12 protein-coding genes are annotated in these 15,791 nt (G+C 45.1%); 2 read left to right on the forward strand and 10 right to left on the reverse strand.

Annotation, left to right across the window (positions count from 1 at the left end; genetic code table 11):
• Positions 1-34: 34 nt before the first annotated feature.
• The 5 genes from RID53_RS12595 to kaiC all read right to left on the reverse strand — a co-directional run bounded on the left by RID53_RS12595 (position 35) and on the right by kaiC (position 5,723).
• Positions 35-619, reverse strand: coding sequence for a ferritin-like domain-containing protein (locus RID53_RS12595; protein WP_446388425.1), 585 nt, complete (start codon positions 617-619; stop codon positions 35-37).
• A 124-nt stretch (positions 620-743) separates the two neighbouring features.
• Positions 744-2,204 carry an MFS transporter gene (locus RID53_RS12600; RefSeq protein WP_446388426.1) on the reverse strand — a complete coding sequence of 487 codons (1,461 nt, stop codon included), beginning with the start codon at positions 2,202-2,204 and terminating at the stop codon, positions 744-746.
• A gap of 112 nt (positions 2,205-2,316) precedes the next feature.
• On the reverse strand, positions 2,317-2,652 hold the full coding sequence (locus RID53_RS12605; RefSeq protein WP_446388427.1) for a DUF760 domain-containing protein: 336 nt from the start codon (positions 2,650-2,652) through the stop codon (positions 2,317-2,319).
• Between the two features lie 261 nt (positions 2,653-2,913).
• The gene (locus RID53_RS12610; RefSeq protein ID WP_446388428.1) at positions 2,914-3,741 is read right to left on the reverse strand and encodes an HAD-IIB family hydrolase; all 828 of its coding nucleotides are present in this window, start codon (positions 3,739-3,741) and stop codon (positions 2,914-2,916) included.
• Between the two features lie 269 nt (positions 3,742-4,010).
• Complete coding sequence (kaiC, locus tag RID53_RS12615; RefSeq protein WP_446388429.1) at positions 4,011-5,723, reverse strand: circadian clock protein KaiC; 1,713 nt, start codon at positions 5,721-5,723, stop codon at positions 4,011-4,013.
• A 392-nt stretch (positions 5,724-6,115) separates the two neighbouring features.
• Between kaiC and RID53_RS12620 the strand changes: the two genes are divergently transcribed.
• Positions 6,116-7,252 (forward strand): flagellar assembly protein H, encoded by a 1,137-nt coding sequence (locus RID53_RS12620; protein ID WP_446388430.1) that lies wholly within the window; start codon positions 6,116-6,118, stop codon positions 7,250-7,252.
• A gap of 127 nt (positions 7,253-7,379) precedes the next feature.
• Here the strand turns inward: RID53_RS12620 and RID53_RS12625 are convergent, their stop codons facing one another.
• The 4 genes from RID53_RS12625 to RID53_RS12640 all read right to left on the reverse strand — a co-directional run bounded on the left by RID53_RS12625 (position 7,380) and on the right by RID53_RS12640 (position 12,929).
• Entirely contained in the window at positions 7,380-8,915 is a 1,536-nt protein-coding gene (locus tag RID53_RS12625) for an ATP-binding response regulator (RefSeq protein ID WP_446388431.1), read from the reverse strand.
• A 193-nt stretch (positions 8,916-9,108) separates the two neighbouring features.
• The gene (locus RID53_RS12630; RefSeq protein ID WP_446388432.1) at positions 9,109-10,014 is read right to left on the reverse strand and encodes an ATP-grasp domain-containing protein; all 906 of its coding nucleotides are present in this window, start codon (positions 10,012-10,014) and stop codon (positions 9,109-9,111) included.
• Between the two features lie 265 nt (positions 10,015-10,279).
• Positions 10,280-10,546, reverse strand: a complete 267-nt coding sequence (locus RID53_RS12635; RefSeq protein ID WP_446388433.1) for a hypothetical protein — start codon at positions 10,544-10,546, stop codon at positions 10,280-10,282.
• Between the two features lie 232 nt (positions 10,547-10,778).
• Complete coding sequence (locus RID53_RS12640) at positions 10,779-12,929, reverse strand: PAS domain-containing protein (RefSeq protein ID WP_446388434.1); 2,151 nt, start codon at positions 12,927-12,929, stop codon at positions 10,779-10,781.
• 763 nt (positions 12,930-13,692) lie between these two features.
• Between RID53_RS12640 and RID53_RS12645 the strand changes: the two genes are divergently transcribed.
• Positions 13,693-14,250 (forward strand): superoxide dismutase family protein, encoded by a 558-nt coding sequence (locus tag RID53_RS12645; protein WP_446388435.1) that lies wholly within the window; start codon positions 13,693-13,695, stop codon positions 14,248-14,250.
• A gap of 39 nt (positions 14,251-14,289) precedes the next feature.
• Here the strand turns inward: RID53_RS12645 and RID53_RS12650 are convergent, their stop codons facing one another.
• On the reverse strand, positions 14,290-15,684 hold the full coding sequence (locus RID53_RS12650; RefSeq protein ID WP_446388436.1) for a hypothetical protein: 1,395 nt from the start codon (positions 15,682-15,684) through the stop codon (positions 14,290-14,292).
• Positions 15,685-15,791 lie beyond the last annotated feature (107 nt).

Consider the following 15,791-nt stretch of genomic DNA (forward strand, 5'->3'; position numbering starts at 1 on the left):
GACCAATGACCAATGATCAATGACAAATAACCCGTTACAATCGACTGTAACAGCGCTCAAACGCAGGTAAATGGCGATTAGCGGAAGCGTCACGCAATTGGGAGAAAGCTGCAACGATATCAGGTTCCTGGACAAAGGATAAGAAGCGATCGTACATTTTGAGATTCTCGATTTCGCCGTCTATGCTGATTTGACAGGCGGTTTTTAGGCTATCGGGTGCCTCAATCGTTCCAGTAAACGTATCTGCTGGTACTGGCACTCCATACTTCATGAACAGGGCTGCCAATCGTTGAGCGTGTCTGGCTTCGGCGTGAACAATATTACTAAATGGTCGCACACTACCGAACTTATTGATAACCGCTTCGTAGAAAGCGCGGGCTTTATATTCATCTTCGATGGCTTCAACCAACGCGGCTTGGGTTTCGGAGTTGAGTTGATTCACAACATGACTGGGTTGTGAAAAGCCTCTCTCCTTGCAGGAGAGAGGTTGTCTAGATCCCGTCAAAAGTAAGGGGAATCGACACCCTCTGCGTCGTCGCCCATGGTTGCCCGTCTCCAGGGTTGTCTGACGATACCGACAATGCCTGTGCTGCCGTTGGTTATGGTGAAGGTTATTCATGGAGGTTTTCCTATCTATATCTCTATCGTTGCCTGATCCAGGAATCGACGAGGCATTACTGTAAATTTTCTTCTAATTATTTTATATCACTATAAAGTTATTTAACAATCTTATTGTTTCATACTTAATCTCTCCCATCTCCCCTATCTCCCCCATCTCCCCCATCTCTTAACGTTTCCGTATTCCGGCGTTCGATGAGTTTTAGGAGGATTTCGCCATGGAAGGAACGACTAATCGGATAGAAGTACGCCCAAGCTAAACCGCCCATGAGGACAATAGCGGGAATCGGACCAATCAGCAGACGAATCGTCCACAACGCGGATTCTGGTTGAGTCGTGGGTAACTGTTCAGATGTGCTGGAGATAAACCCCGACATATCTAGGGCTTTACCCACGAGGAATAGTGCGATCGCGACGGCAATTTTGTGTATTTGTACCACTAACCCATAGAAAATACCCTCCCGTCGTTGTCCGGTGTTGAGTTCGTCGAAATCAACAACATCGGGAAGCATTGACCAGGGTACAATGTAAGCCGTGGACAAACCCAGCCCCACAAATACCGCCAGAACATACATTAATCCCACTTGATTGGGTTGTAAGAAACACAGTCCCAGCAACGCGCATAAGCTAAACGGGATACCCATGCCATAGATAGCCCGTTTACCCACACGTTTCGCGATCGCACTCCAGACAAATGTCATGCTTAGGGCTGTCCCTTGAACGGTTAGGGCGGTTTGGGTAAAGTGGTGATCCGGTAATCCCATCCAATGAATCACAAAATAGGGCAGAATCGCCGCCGTTGTTTGCAGACTTAACCAAGAACACAAATAAATCCCAATTACACAAATAAACGGGAAGTTACTGAACGCAATCCGAAACTGTTGGGTGATGGGTAAAAACGATACTTGAGTCACGGATTCCCGTTGGGCTTCAATTTGCTTATAACGCTTATACGTTCCCCAAACACACAGGAAAATCGCTAACGTGGCGACGATTGCACAAATTGTTCCCAGAATCCGATACTCTTGAGACGGATCATCAATCTGGGCAAAAATAATCTGGGCTAAACCCAGCGAGAAAATACTTGCACCGATACTAAACGCGGCTTTAACGCCAATTAAACCAATGCGCTCATCATAGCTTTGAGTGAGTTCAGCCGCTAACGCATTATGGGTGAGAACAACCGAGGTAAACGCGGCATAAAATAGAATCCCAATTCCGCCATAATAGGCAAACAGTAGCCATTGATTTGAGGTAGGCGGAACAAACCACTGTAAGCCAAAGCCAATCCCCAAGGGAATCGCCCCAATCAGCATCCACGGGTAACGCCGCCCTAACGGGGAACGAGTGCGATCGCTCAAATACCCGATCATCGGATCATTAATCGCATCCCAAACCTTGCCAATCAGCAAAACACTCCCCGCCAAGGTGGGATTTAACCCCGCGACATTGGTGAGAAAAAACAGCAAGAAAAAGACTAAGATGTTACCCGGAATCTCTCCTCCCAGTTCTCCAACTCCATAAGCGAGTTTGGTGGGCAAATTCAAGGGTTCACTGGGAGTTTTCTGGGGAAAAGGGTTAGCCATCAGGGAAGTTTACCACTCATTTTGAGCGATCATCTCACTTCTGATGGCAGATGACAAGGTTGTCCTTTGTCCGTCGTCCTTCGTCCTTTGTCCTGAGTTCACAGGTTATCAATTAATTATCATGCATTTCTGCGACTTCGTGCAGCGACTTTTCAAATTCCATGCGCTGTTGAGCATTGCGGAGAAAGTAACCGCTCATCATCGCAGAAACTAATAACCGACTCAGATTTTCGCGGTTGGTCGTAACAGTGACATTAAAATGTTCGTGAGGGAGTGCGCCTAACATTCCGATTAGGTTACGTTCCATCACCTGAACCACTTCCGGATCGGGTTTAGAGAGTTGGGCGACGGTTTCTGGATGCAGAGACTGGACATATTGCCAGAGTAAGTTACCGCCTTCGCCGTCGTGATCAAATAATTCTGGAACTCGATTGGGCAGATTGTTCATGGTGATAATCGAATTTGGGTAGTGTCGTTTGTTTTCCTATCTCTTATCTATTACTTTAAACAATCTTCTAGTCCTCGCCTAGTGAGTGCAACCGAACACCTGTGGCGGATTTTACGACGTGATGAACCCTAGACGCACATTAGCCCAGCATAGACAATCTAACATCTAATCAGACAACTTCCAATACGGAATTCAAAGCCTCTCTCCTTGCAGGAGAGAGGTTTGGAGAGAGGTTTTCCAAATCTCGACCAAAAGTAAGTTTTACAACTCCATCTCCCCCAAGACAACACCCCTCACCACTTCCGCCCAACCCTGAGAACCGGGTGCGGGTGCGACTTGCCATCCTTTACCGGATAATCCGGGATGAATCCCTTTATTTCCGGGAACAATGATGGGAATATCCACCGCTTCCAGCATCTCCAAGTCATTGGGACTATTGCCTAAACCCAGGGTAGTAATTTTGGCATCGGGTTGAGCAGATTGGTAGGAATCTACCAACCACTGTACCGCTTTTCCTTTACCTGCCCCAGCACCAATCAAATGACAGAAGCGATCGCCAACAACTATCCGGTATCCTAAGTCTTGTACAATCTCGTTCAGGCGTTCTGGTGTCGTTTTGTCTGGAGTCAGAAAGGGTTCGGTAAACTCCCGCGCCTTGGCTTGTTTGGCTTCATCCCAGGACAATCCTGTCAAGTGACAAATTTCGGCTTCACTCATATCCCCAAATCCCCGCAAGGGTTCATTGAGAACGGTGGCTATTTTCTCTAATCCCCGTCTTGCTTCAGCATAAGTACAACCTAAGCGATGCAGATGATAACCCGCCCATGGGTTACTTTTGGGTAAGGTTAAGGGGTTATAATCGAGGGGAACAAAGATACCGCTACCATTTTCCACAATAAACGGATGATTGAGTTTCAGAGATTGGCATAGCGTTTCGACTTCTAGGCGTGTCTTACTGGTAACCGGAATAACCGGAACCTGATTATCCTTTAAGGTATTGAGAACAGGAATAGCCTTCTGATAACTATAAGTTTCAGAATCCAGAAGTGTGCCATCTAAGTCGGTAAAAATAATTAAAAATTTTTTCATCTTTCATCCTATCAATTCTATTGTAGGGCTAGGTCTAGGAACTGTAGGAGCGGGTTTATCAACTTAAATCAGCTAATCAGAAATAACGGAACAACAAAACCCGCCCTTGTCAGAAATAACAAAACAAAAAAACGCCCTGATTCATCAGTCTTAAGTCATAAAATACGGAATTAAAAATTGTAAACTATTTCAATCCATCCAGGATAGGAGCATCACCGAAAACGTTCAGGAGTCAACTGATATACTTAAGAGAACTTAACCACAGACATCTACTCACCACCCTGAATGAAATCAGCCTGACGAAGCTGCGCGATCGCGACTCGGTTTTGCTGTAGATTATCTTGGTGTGATTGCTCCTCCTGCATCATCTGTTCAATATCTTCCTCTTCCCGTTCTAGCTGTGCTTGTAAGGCGGTGATTTGGGATTGGATAATCGCTTTCTGGCGGACAAAATCACGGCGCTTGCGCTCAAATTCCTGTTTTCGAGTCACGTTCACGGCTTTTTCTTTTTCCTCTTGAATCCTTCGCGCCGTACCCGTCAGCACCATCCCTTCTCCCAAATAGACATCGACTAACTCGACTCCCTGCTTGGTTAATTTTAATTCCCGCACCTGATTGGAGTGTTGCATTCCACGAGATTTGAGGATAAAAAATACACGATTGCGTTCGCCATTACTCTCCACAAAGCGCACCTCCAGCCAGGTATCCATTAACGAGGAAACGCCGATCTCAGTCTGCTCAACAGGCATCCCCCCTTGGATTAAATTCGTCAAAAAAACCGTAATTTGTTGGGATTTAAGCAGATCAATCAGACGGAAGAGAAAGGCTTTTGCCTGTAAGAGAGTACCGCCCATCGTCAGATTACTCATCGGGTCAATAATCACAACCGTGGGCTGAAACTCTTGAATTAAACTGTGGATTTGTACCAGGTGCATTTCTAAGCCATAAGCCGTCGGACGTCTCGCCTGAAACCGTAACAAGCCTTGGTTGACAAATTCCGGTAAATTAATGCCAACCGATTGCATATTGCGGATAATTTGCTGCGGGGCTTCTTCAAAGGCAAAATAGAGACAGCGTTCACCCCGCCGACAGGTGGCTTCAGCAAAATGTGCCGCCAACGTCGTTTTTCCCGTTCCCGCTGTACCTGTGATCAGAATACTGCTACCACGAAAATATCCCTCTCCTCCCAGCATAGTGTCGAGGCGTTCAATCCCACTCGATATCCGTTCGTGGATTACGGTATGATCTAATCCCACGGATGTAATCGGCAATACAGTAATCCCGTCTGAATTAATCAGAAAGGGATAGTCATTTGTCCCATGACTAGACCCCCGGTACTTGACAATTTGCAACTTACGGGTTGAAATATCTTCGTAGAGACGGTGATCAAGGCGAATCACGCAATCAGAAACATACTCTTCAATGCCATAACGAGTCAGAGAGTTCTCCCCTTTTTCCCCGGTAACAATTGCCGTAACCCCTTTCGTTTTCAACCAGCGAAATAACCGCCGCAACTCTGCCCGAACAATCGCGGTATTGGACAAGCCAGAAAACAGCACTTCAACGGTATCCAGGACAACTCGCTTGGCATCGATGGCGTCAATGGCACTACTGAGGCGAATAAATAAAGCTTCTAAATCATAATCCCCAGTTTCTTCAATCTCCTGCGGATCAATATAAACATAATCAATCAAGAGTTTTTCCGTTGCCGTCAATTCTTCTAAATCCCAACCTAAAGAGGCGACATTTTGCGTCAATTCTGCCGCTGTTTCTTCAAACGCCATGAACACACCCGGTTCTGAGTAGTCTAGGATACCTCGTACTATAAACTCCATCCCCATTAACGTCTTTCCACACCCGGCTGTTCCACAAACCAGAGTTGTTCGTCCTAAAGGCAATCCGCCATCAGTAATTTCGTCTAATCCTTTGATCCCGGTTGGGCATTTGCAAAGTTGATTTTTGGCTAATGTAGTTTTTGACACGGATTGCCCCTCCTCAGATTTTTGTTAGTCGTGGACTGGTGAAAATGAGCCACCATTATCCCTCACCTTATCCTATATAGAAAACATGAGGAATTTATGACGATTGGAGGTAGGAGGCAGGAGGAAATGATGACGGGCAACAAGGAACATAATATTACCATTAAATCGGGCGCACGTCGGTAAATCGGGCGCACGTCGGTGCGCCCCTACAGATATTACTGAACTGATTCTTTATAAGCTGTCACGCATTTAAATTGGGTATAGGTAGTGAGCAAGATGCTCACACTACGACAAGGATTTGGCAATTTTTGACATTAAGGTTTAAATGCCGAACAGCTGAGACTGGCAAAGTAAGATAAACTTCTAAACTCGTAGACTATTCCCATGCCCCAATGACTCGATTTCCTCACGACCAATTCGCCAAGGACTATCTTGACCAACTCTTGTCCCCTATCGGAAAAGTGGAAACCAGTCGCGACATTGCTGGGGAAGTGCGAGAGGTTGACGTTTTATTTATCCCCACCTCTATCTCAAATGACTACCTCCTCTCTCTGGGACTTTTAGGGCGCTTTGTCACAACTCCTGCTGTCTTTGAACCTTTTCGCAACGCCGTCACCGCCGATCAAATTTGTGATTGTCTGGCTAAACTGTTTGACCTACATCGGGAATTAAGACGACGCGCCAGACGGGAGTCCACTTCCATTAATCTGAGTGAACTCTCCCAATTATGGATACTCACCCCCACCGCCTCAACACCCTTACTCGATAGCTTTGGAGCCTTCAGTGATGAGCAAAACTGGTTAAGTGGACTCTACTTTCTCCCCCAAGCTTTCCGAACAGCCATCGTCGTCATTCACCAACTCCCCCGTACCCCCCAAACCCTATGGTTGAGACTTTTGGGAAAGGGCAGAGTCCAACAGCAAGCCATCGAGGAGATCACCGCATTACCCGAAGACAGCCAACGGCGGGAGTCTACGCTAGAGTTATTGTATAACTTGCAAGCCAACTTACAAGCCAATCAAGAACAACCCTTAGATACAGAGGAGAGGGAGTTAATTATGGCATTAGCACCCCTTTATCGGCAACAACTGGATGCGGCTCGGCAACAAGCCAGGGAAGAAGCTATGCAACAGGGATTACAACAAGGATTACAACAGGGTCTACAACAGGGTCTACAACAGGGACAACGGCTGATTATCGAAAACGTTCTCCAGACTCGCTTGGGACAGTTAACCTCTACCCTCGCTGCTTTAATCACTCCCTTATCGGCATTGCCCTCTCAGCAGTTAACTCCCTTTCTACTGCAACTGTCTCAACTCGAAAATAGTGAATCAGGAATTCAACAGGCACAACGTTTCATTGTCGAAAATTTACTCAGAATTCGTTTTGGAGAATTGGACGCTCAACTCACCGCACTGGTTACTCCTTTATTAGGATTACCCCCCCAAGACTTAAGCCAATACCTCTCACAATTGTCTCAACTATCCCGTGAGCAACTCCTGGCTCGATTTCCCCAAGCCAGTTCTTAAACGTTCCGTTGTCGTTTCCTCAGAGGAGCGAGCTGGGGGAAGTTTGACCCTTCTTAACCCTCGAGGGCATGGCGCGTGAATTTTGAGTCTTGAGTTCGCAAAGATAAATGATACAGCAAATTTCAGGTTAATACTGAACTGATTCTTGATAAACTGGCAACGTAAAATAAAAGGTACTCCCAGAACCTAGGGTACTTTCCGCCCAAATTTCCCCCCCATGTTGCTGGATAATGCTGCGGCAAATCGCCAATCCTAAACCGGTACCTCCTTTTTGGCGGGAATCGGAAACATCGACTTGCTGAAATCGCCCAAAGATGCGTTCAAGGTGTTCCCGGGGAATTCCTCGTCCTTGGTCGGTAACTTGAAATAAAATACAATCTGACTGATGTTGCACACCCACGGTGATCGTGGTATTTCTCTCAGAAAACTTGATCGCATTACTCAACAGATTCGTCAGGGTTTGAATAATAGTATCAGGGGCAACATAAACTTGAGCCGTTAGGGGAGTCACCTGGATAGCAATTCCCGCCGCCTCTGCGATCGCATCTATCGCTTCCACGGAATGGTTGATTAAATCTGCCACATCGCAGACTTCCTTGACTAAGGTTACTTGACCAGAATCCAAGCGTTCTAAACTGAGGATGTCATTCACCAACCGCCCTAAGCGATCGCAGTCTCCCGCCGCTATATCTAACATCCGTTTGGCTTTGTCAGGTTGATCATCATAGACTCCCATCTTAAGCAAACCCAGAGAACCGCGCATTGAGGTGAGTGGGGTGCGAAGTTCATGACTCACCAGGGAGATGAATTCATTTTTCATCCGTTCCACCGCTTGACGCTGGGTAATATCTTCGCCAATACTCATCAATCCTGCGATCGCGCCAGTAATATCTCGGAGTACGGTATTATTCCACGCAATCAGTCGTTCTTCACCGGATTTAGTCCGAATGGAGTTCTGGTAGTAGGTGTGGCTATTGTGGTATAAAAGTTCATGGAAAACCTGCTTCAGTTGCGGCTGATCGGAGGGTGGGATAAATAGGTTGAACCAGTTTTTGCCAACAACTTCAGCCTGAGTATAACCCATTAAACCTAAACCAAAGGGATTCATATACTCCACATTCCCCTGCCAATCTAAGCCAATAACCAGCAGTTGCACATTCTCCAAGAGCGATCGCCATCGACGTTCCGTTTCTTGCAGGATCTGTTGGGTTTGATGATGCACGCGAATCTCTTGCTGTAAACGGGTATTTTGTTCGGTGAGTTGCTGGGTTAACGCCCGCAGTTGCAGGTGAGTCTGGACGCGAAGTAACACCTCTTCAAGCTGAATTGGCTTGCTGATATAGTCTACAGCACCCAGCTTTAGCCCCTTAATCTTGTAACTAGGATTGGCGCGATCGGCAACGGCTGTCATAAAAATAACTGGAATATCTTGGGTTTCCTCCTGCGCTTTTAAACGACGACAGACTTCAAACCCGTCCATTTCTGGCATCACCACATCCAACAAAATTAGATCCGGTGAGGTTATTGCCACAATTTTTAACGCTTGGACGCCACTTTTAACCGCGAGGACGTTAAATCCTGCTTTCATTAACCAATCTGAGACTAATTGCAGATTAGCCACAGTATCATCAACCAATAAGATTTGGGGCAATTGGGAATACATGAAAGGATTGGCATGACTGAATTTGACAAAAAGCGGCAAATTGCCATTTTCATTTTTGCATAATTTGGCTGGTCTGAACTCAGACCTGGCAGCGTTTTCAGTCCGCCTATTTCATCTAGCTCAATCCTTATCGGTTTGATCAATAATCTTATCGGTCAAACCCGTCCCAACAATTATAATTTTGTTTGAATCTTCACTTTGTCAAAAGCTGAACCAATTCCTGAGTGATGGGAAAACCCGTTTTAGACTCGACATGTAAAAACATCGGGCTAGGATTTGCCTCTAAAAATACATACTCACCCTGGGGACTCAGACGCCAATCAATGGCTGTCCACTCCAGCATTAAGGCTTTGGTAATAGCTAAACACTGCTGTTGAACCCTGTCTGGTAATTCGACTGGACGTAATTCCGCCTGTAAGTCTTGCCGAAAGTCCAAAGCCGGAGAGCGAATTTCCACAGAATAGACAGATCCATTAATCACATAACTGCGAATATTTGTTCCGGGAATATATTCTTGTATTGTAACTGGCGAAAGACCGAGAACTAATTGCAGTCGTTCCGGTTCTAAGTGAGATTCTTTAAGCAACTGAGTATGTGTCCCGCCATAGACGGGCTTAAAAACTAGCATGGGCTGAGATTGAGCGAATTTAAGGACTTGCTCTGAATCATTACTAATTAAAGTCGCTGGAATCGCTATTCCTAATTGTTTGACTCGACTCAATTGGAGAGGTTTTTCTTTGTGAAATTGATAGGCTTGCCAAGAATTAACCCAACGAGCTGGGCAGGCTTGTATTAGAGTTCGCAGCGCACTCATTGAATCATTCAAGGCAATTCTTTGCTGTTCTGGCTCCAGATATGAGGGCAGATCAATACTGGAAAGACTACGCCAAAATACGCTATGAATATCTTGAAAGTCTAACTTAACACCTTCAGGTAAGTTTAAACAACCCAACTGAGTATCAGGTTGCCAAGACATTTTTAACTGAGTAGGAAATAAGTGAGTATCTAAATAATAGACGGTTGCTCCTGCCTGGGTGAGCGCATTTTTCAGGTGTACAGCATGGACATCTTCAGAGTTGCCGAGGATTAAAATATTCATCAATCAAATCGGAATTCTCGATCAGGTGAGTTAGGAAAGATACCAATTAAGCCAATCAGTGTTGAATGTAATATCTACCTTAACTCACCAATTATAAGCCTTTAGCGCTTGCTCAATCATCTCTAAACTATGAAGCCGCAGTTAGAGAAATATCTGGCAACTTCATAATTTCTCTGACTGTTGACTGGGGAGGTATTTCTGCCATCTTATAGGAGAGTGTTGGCTGGCGTAACCCCAGTTCAATGACCAACAGTATGCTGATGTTCTAGATGAATGTAGACCAATCTAGGTCTCCACCCTCTTCACCTAACGCTGCACTTGTAACCCCTCCAGCATCAACGGGAAGCTTGGGAACGGTAAAGGGAAGGGGAAATCGTCTTGGAGGCTGCATATAACCGCCTTCTTCACCCACTGCCATAGTTGTAGCTTGTGCTGTTCCTCCTGTCACTTGTGAATTGTCTTCACTTATAACATCTTCCAGGTCATCAAGATGTTCTAAGTCCGAAACGTCTAGTTCAAATGGATGTTTCATGATTTTCTCTTAAACTCTAATATTAGATAATCATATTTTTGCCATCAACACATGCCAATTTGGCAGTAAAATATTATAAATCTACCTTTAGTAAATTTTACCCGATGATAATATTTGCGCCTTAGGGTCAGAGTGTACAGCAAAAGCGTGGGACGATCATCTCTCTTCAGGAGGGGCAACACCCCACACCCCACACCCAGTCTCTCTACCCTTCAGTGCGTGACAGCCAACCTCAAGCACCGATGGCTTGGCGTAACCATTGAACTTGACTCCATTGTTCTGTTTTATGACTCAACGTGATCGGAATTTCAATCACAAACTCTGTGCCGATACCCACTTGAGAATTACAGGTAATTTTTCCTTTGTGTTTCTCAATAATTTGATAACTTACGGCTAATCCCAATCCTGTCCCTTGTCCAACAGGTTTCGTCGTGAAAAACGGTTCAAACAAATGCTCTTGCAGATGATCAGGAATACCTAAACCATTATCGGAAATCCGAATAATGACGGTTGAGTTTAACTCAGCTATTTCCGTACTAATCCTAATCTGGGGTATAAAGGAATCATTCTGCTGGCTTTTTTCGTCTAACGCCTCAATCGCATTACCAAGAATATTGATAAACACTTGATTAATTTGACCCGGATAACATTCAATTTTAGGCAACTGACCAAATTGTTTATTCACTTCAATAGCTGGTCGGTTGGGTTTTTTGTTGAAGCGATTCTGTAAAAGTATCAAGGTACTCTCCAACCCCTGATGTAAATCAATTGTCTTCATCTGTGCCTCATTCAGGTGGGAAAAATGCTGGAGCGATCGCACAATGTCTTGAACCCGAACAACGCCTTCGCGAATCGAGTTGAGGGCTTTGGGAAAGTCTGTCCTGAGAAAGTCAAGCTCAACCGCTTCCATTTGATCTTGAATCGCGGCAACAGGGTGAGGATAATACTGTTGATAGAGATCGATCAATTTGAGCAGATCACACCCATATTGATGGGCAAAGCCAACATTTCCGGAAATAAAACCAATGGGATTATTAATCTCATGGGCAATTCCCGCCACTAACTGTCCCAAGGATGCCATTTTTTTGGTTTGGACTAACTGCGCTTGGGCATTTTTTAGTTCACACAAGGTAAGTTCTAACTGATACGCTTTTTTCCGTTCCCGCGCTTCTGACTCTCGCAAAGCCTCCTCCGCTTGTCTGCGATCGCTAATATCCCGATGAGTCCCTGTCATCCTTAGTGGGTTCCCGGCTTCATCCCACTCAAAGACTTTACCACGAGACAAAATCCACTTCCATTCCCCTGTTTTACATCGCATCCTAAATTCGACTTCATAGATAGGAATTAATCTATCTATATAAGCATTTAATACGGCTTTCACTCTTGAGAAATCCTCAGGATGTACTAATTCTTCAAATGCCTGAAAATTATCGTCGATTTCGTATTCTGCATACCCCAGCATCGTTTTCCACTGCGGATTAAAATAAATATCTCCAGTGATTAATTGCCAATCCCATAATCCCAAATCACTACCAGATAACGCCATTTGCAATCGTTCTTCGGAAATGCGTAAGGCGGATTGGGTTAACACCTGTTCCGTAATATCATTGAGGGTTCCTGTGGTTCCCGAAACCGTACCATCGGCGGCAAAATTTATCCGCGCATGTACCTCCAACCAGCGAATGTCACCCGATTTTGTCAGGTAGCGTACTGTAGGGCGACAGGATTGTTGGACTCCAGTAATCAGCGCATCAAAGTTGTCTCGCCCCTTTTGCCAGTCATCCGGATGAATACCGTTTAAAAAGGATGTTCCGATACTTTCAGCGATTGAAAAGCCAGTAATTTCTGTCCAAGCCCGATTCAGGAATGTCCAGTGTCCGTGAGTATCGGTTTGGAAAATGACTTCTTTAACATTATCGATAACCGACTGATATTTTTCCTGATTCAGACGTTGGCATTCTTGGCGTTGCTGACTGTCAATCGCATGACGAAATGCCCGAATTAAGCGGTAACTTTTGAGATTTTCGGTCACCTGATCATCCGGTGTCCCCGCTTGGATAACTTGCAGGCTTAAGGGTTCATCCTGGTTCGCCCTTAATCCGAGAATTGGTAGCGTTAAGCCTAACTGTTTGATTTGAGTAACCGTATCGAAAACGTGAGGATCAGCGTGGGACAAATGAACGACGATAAGATCAAATGTTTCCTGACTTAATCGGCTTAGGGCTTGACAACTCTGCCTAACTTGTTGAATAATAAACGAATATCTAATTTCAGAACATAATCCTTCTCCCAGTAGTTTTATCGTTTGGTAACCATCTTCGACGATGAGAACCTTCAGCGATATAGTGTTGGGGTTTTGCGTAGGGTCTAGCACCGATAACATAAGATTTGCCTAAGAACTTGCTTCTACTTAGTTTGACTGTTATTTAAGAGGCAAGATAGTGCTGTAGCGAATTAAACTGTGACAGTTTATCAACTGAACTACACCTTGCCTATCTATCCTCGGTATAATGCCTATTCAGACGGTTTTCAACGCTCTGCCAATTTGTTCAAATCCAGATAGTTGGTCTAATTTGTTCACTCTACAGAGAACGTCAGTTCGGTAATTGCCGTTAGAGGTTAAAATCCGTAAAAATTAATCCGGAAAACTTGGTCTTGTCTGTAGCTATTGTTACTCGTTTTCAGGAACGTCAGCCGACAACTTTGATTACTGAACCGATTTTCTAAAGTAAACCAGATGACACCCATATAGTCATTCGAGAGTCTAGTCTTAGTGATGTGTACTCAGCAACCCGTTAAGTGAATTGATGAATGGTTCCTGGGTTAGGGCTGGTTACCGGGTCACTGCTTTTCACTGCACTACGCTAGTTCTTCCCTTAAACGTTTCTAGACGTTTTTTCCTGAACGTGATCGAAGTTGTGATTTCATGATAGTTAGGGATTCGACCCCCAATTCATATTTTTAATATTAATTTAATTTATACTTAATATAAGTTAAAGATATAAATATCCGATTCGTTGTTCATTGTCATTTATCCGCAGTAGTTGACCCAACAAACCGAGAGCAGCGAGAATCATCAAAAGGAAGGATGGGCTAGTATAGCCACCTTTTTGTAGAATAACTCCACAGTCTAATTTTAAGTGGTTATGAACAGAATTCATCAACTCTTTAAACTCGTTGTGATCGCGATCGCCTTCACCCTAGTTCCCCTAATTTATACTCCATCTGCCTTCGCGCAAACCACACCACCGATGGCTCAAGCCATTATCAAAAGCACCTCAGATCCCGCCCAAGTGATGGGGACTGTTAAGTTTACCCAAACCCAAACCGGAATGCAAATTGTTGCAGATATTGATAATGCGCCTCTTGGCACCCATGGGTTTCACATTCACGAATTTGGCAGTTGTCAAGATTCGGGTAAAGCGGCGGGTGGTCATTTCAACCCCGATGCGGTCAAACATGGTGATTTGGTTAAAGATGGGTTTACCAGCGCCCACGCTGGAGACTTAGGCAATATCTCGGTAGCGAGTAATGGTGATGGGGGCAAAAGTGTCACTGTACCCGGACTCACCTTTCATGGAAACCAATATGCGATCGCAGGTCGGGCTGTGATTGTTCACGACCAAGCCGATGACTTTGGTCAACCTACGGGTCATGCAGGCGGACGGATTGGCTGTGGTGCGATCGCCCTCGTCGGGTCATAATTTTAAGGGAAGCTCCCCCAGCTTCCCTTCAACATGTCCTTATTCCTGCATCCCAGAATACAAGAGTCGGGCAAATAAACGAGCGCCATCATCACGCTTCAACTCGTCATAAGTGGGAGGTTCCCGGTGATGAAGATCCTTTAGATCCTGAAGCAGTTCAGGATGGAATTGACAGGTAAATGAACGGCGGATCAACTTACTCTCGAAATCTTTGTAGTTAATACAGGTTGCTGAACATTCTGTCACGACTTCCGTTTCGTCAGCCGTTGAACAAAGAATTTCCACCGCAAAGGGAAGCTGCATTAACCAAGACAAAGGACTCCCAGCTAAAATATGCCGATGGGAGATAATCGCATCATGCAGCAGGCGATATGCCCAATTCGCGAAGAGAATCGCTTCTTCATTCACTTCATCGGAGTGGAACATGGAAATATTTAATTCATGTTCATACTCAATCGACGTATCGATTACCCCTTCAAATTCATCAGCCGTCACCTCATGGGCGATAATTACGTCTTCGGGAATGTTAGATGTGTCGCTATCTGGAGATTCATAATGCAACAATTGGCGATCGCCCACTTCTTTCTTTTCATTGGGACCAACCGCAAATTCCGGATCATCCCAGTTTTTGGCAACCAGGTGTCCATTTTTCTTCTTCACCTGTAACGTAGTTCCCACCTGTTGAATATGCTGGCAGACTTTTTGCAAAGATTTTAGGGCTTTACCATTGCGATCGCGTGCCAGATACTCTAGGCTGAATACCTCATCCACTGCTCGTTTAATTAACCGAACGTGAGATTGTGCTGCCAATTGATGTCCCAAGCAAATAAATAAAGCAGGCGCACTGGTAGGCGATCGCGAAAGCAGTAGTTTATCGGTGAATCTGTGGAGTTCCTCTAGGGAAATTTTGGCATCGTTAAAGCTGCTAGCATCGCGCACCGACGGATCACCGCCTTCTACAACCACCGCTAACCCCGACGTGATCAGCGGTACGACTAACTCTGGATCAAGCATACCCGACGACCAAAACGGGAACAGCAGTGAATCACAATCGGCAATTTTCTGCGCCAAATACGCCACATTCAGCGAAGCCCGTACCTCTTCACCAACGTGATTGCACCCGACGTGTTCCCAGGGTTCGATCACCGCGATCGCATTCCGGAATAAGCTCGGATTCTTCATCAGGAATTCCAAATCTTCCTGAGAATTAATCACCTTTTCCAACGGCAATCCTTTGCCCCATTCAAAGCCTTCGTTTTCCATCGTCATGGATAGGTCAGGCAAGGGATCGTCTGAATGGCGATCGGCTAAAAACCGACCCAACAAAATATGAACGGATTCAAAATCAGATCCCCCTTCACACAAGTAACCGGGGCTGAGTCTCCAATCGTTGGTTGTTAATATTTGAGGCTTAACGGATGATGAGTTTGACATCTATAATTTGACTCCTTAACACGTTTTTTTATCTAGTCCACTCATCAACGAGTGACCCTGGTAATTGGCTATAGATAGCGTTTTCAAATGAGATGAAAGAAACCCTG

Source organism: Coleofasciculus sp. B1-GNL1-01 (assembly GCF_040220235.1).
In the GTDB taxonomy this organism is placed as follows: Bacteria; Cyanobacteriota; Cyanobacteriia; order Cyanobacteriales; family Coleofasciculaceae; genus Coleofasciculus.

Excerpts from the sequence above, each read along its gene's own strand:
- RID53_RS12605 (WP_446388427.1), bottom strand. The coding sequence starts at position 2,652 with ATGAACAATCTGCCCAATCGAGTTCCAGAATTATTTGATCACGACGGC.
- RID53_RS12600 (WP_446388426.1), bottom strand. The coding sequence starts at position 2,204 with ATGGCTAACCCTTTTCCCCAGAAAACTCCCAGTGAACCCTTGAATTTG.
- RID53_RS12650 (WP_446388436.1), bottom strand. The coding sequence starts at position 15,684 with ATGTCAAACTCATCATCCGTTAAGCCTCAAATATTAACAACCAACGAT.
- RID53_RS12620 (WP_446388430.1), top strand. The coding sequence starts at position 6,116 with ATGACTCGATTTCCTCACGACCAATTCGCCAAGGACTATCTTGACCAA.
- RID53_RS12630 (WP_446388432.1), bottom strand. The coding sequence starts at position 10,014 with ATGAATATTTTAATCCTCGGCAACTCTGAAGATGTCCATGCTGTACAC.
- RID53_RS12645 (WP_446388435.1), top strand. The coding sequence starts at position 13,693 with ATGAACAGAATTCATCAACTCTTTAAACTCGTTGTGATCGCGATCGCC.
- RID53_RS12610 (WP_446388428.1), bottom strand. The coding sequence starts at position 3,741 with ATGAAAAAATTTTTAATTATTTTTACCGACTTAGATGGCACACTTCTG.
- RID53_RS12635 (WP_446388433.1), bottom strand. The coding sequence starts at position 10,546 with ATGAAACATCCATTTGAACTAGACGTTTCGGACTTAGAACATCTTGAT.
- RID53_RS12595 (WP_446388425.1), bottom strand. The coding sequence starts at position 619 with ATGAATAACCTTCACCATAACCAACGGCAGCACAGGCATTGTCGGTAT.
- RID53_RS12640 (WP_446388434.1), bottom strand. The coding sequence starts at position 12,929 with ATGTTATCGGTGCTAGACCCTACGCAAAACCCCAACACTATATCGCTG.
- RID53_RS12625 (WP_446388431.1), bottom strand. The coding sequence starts at position 8,915 with ATGTATTCCCAATTGCCCCAAATCTTATTGGTTGATGATACTGTGGCT.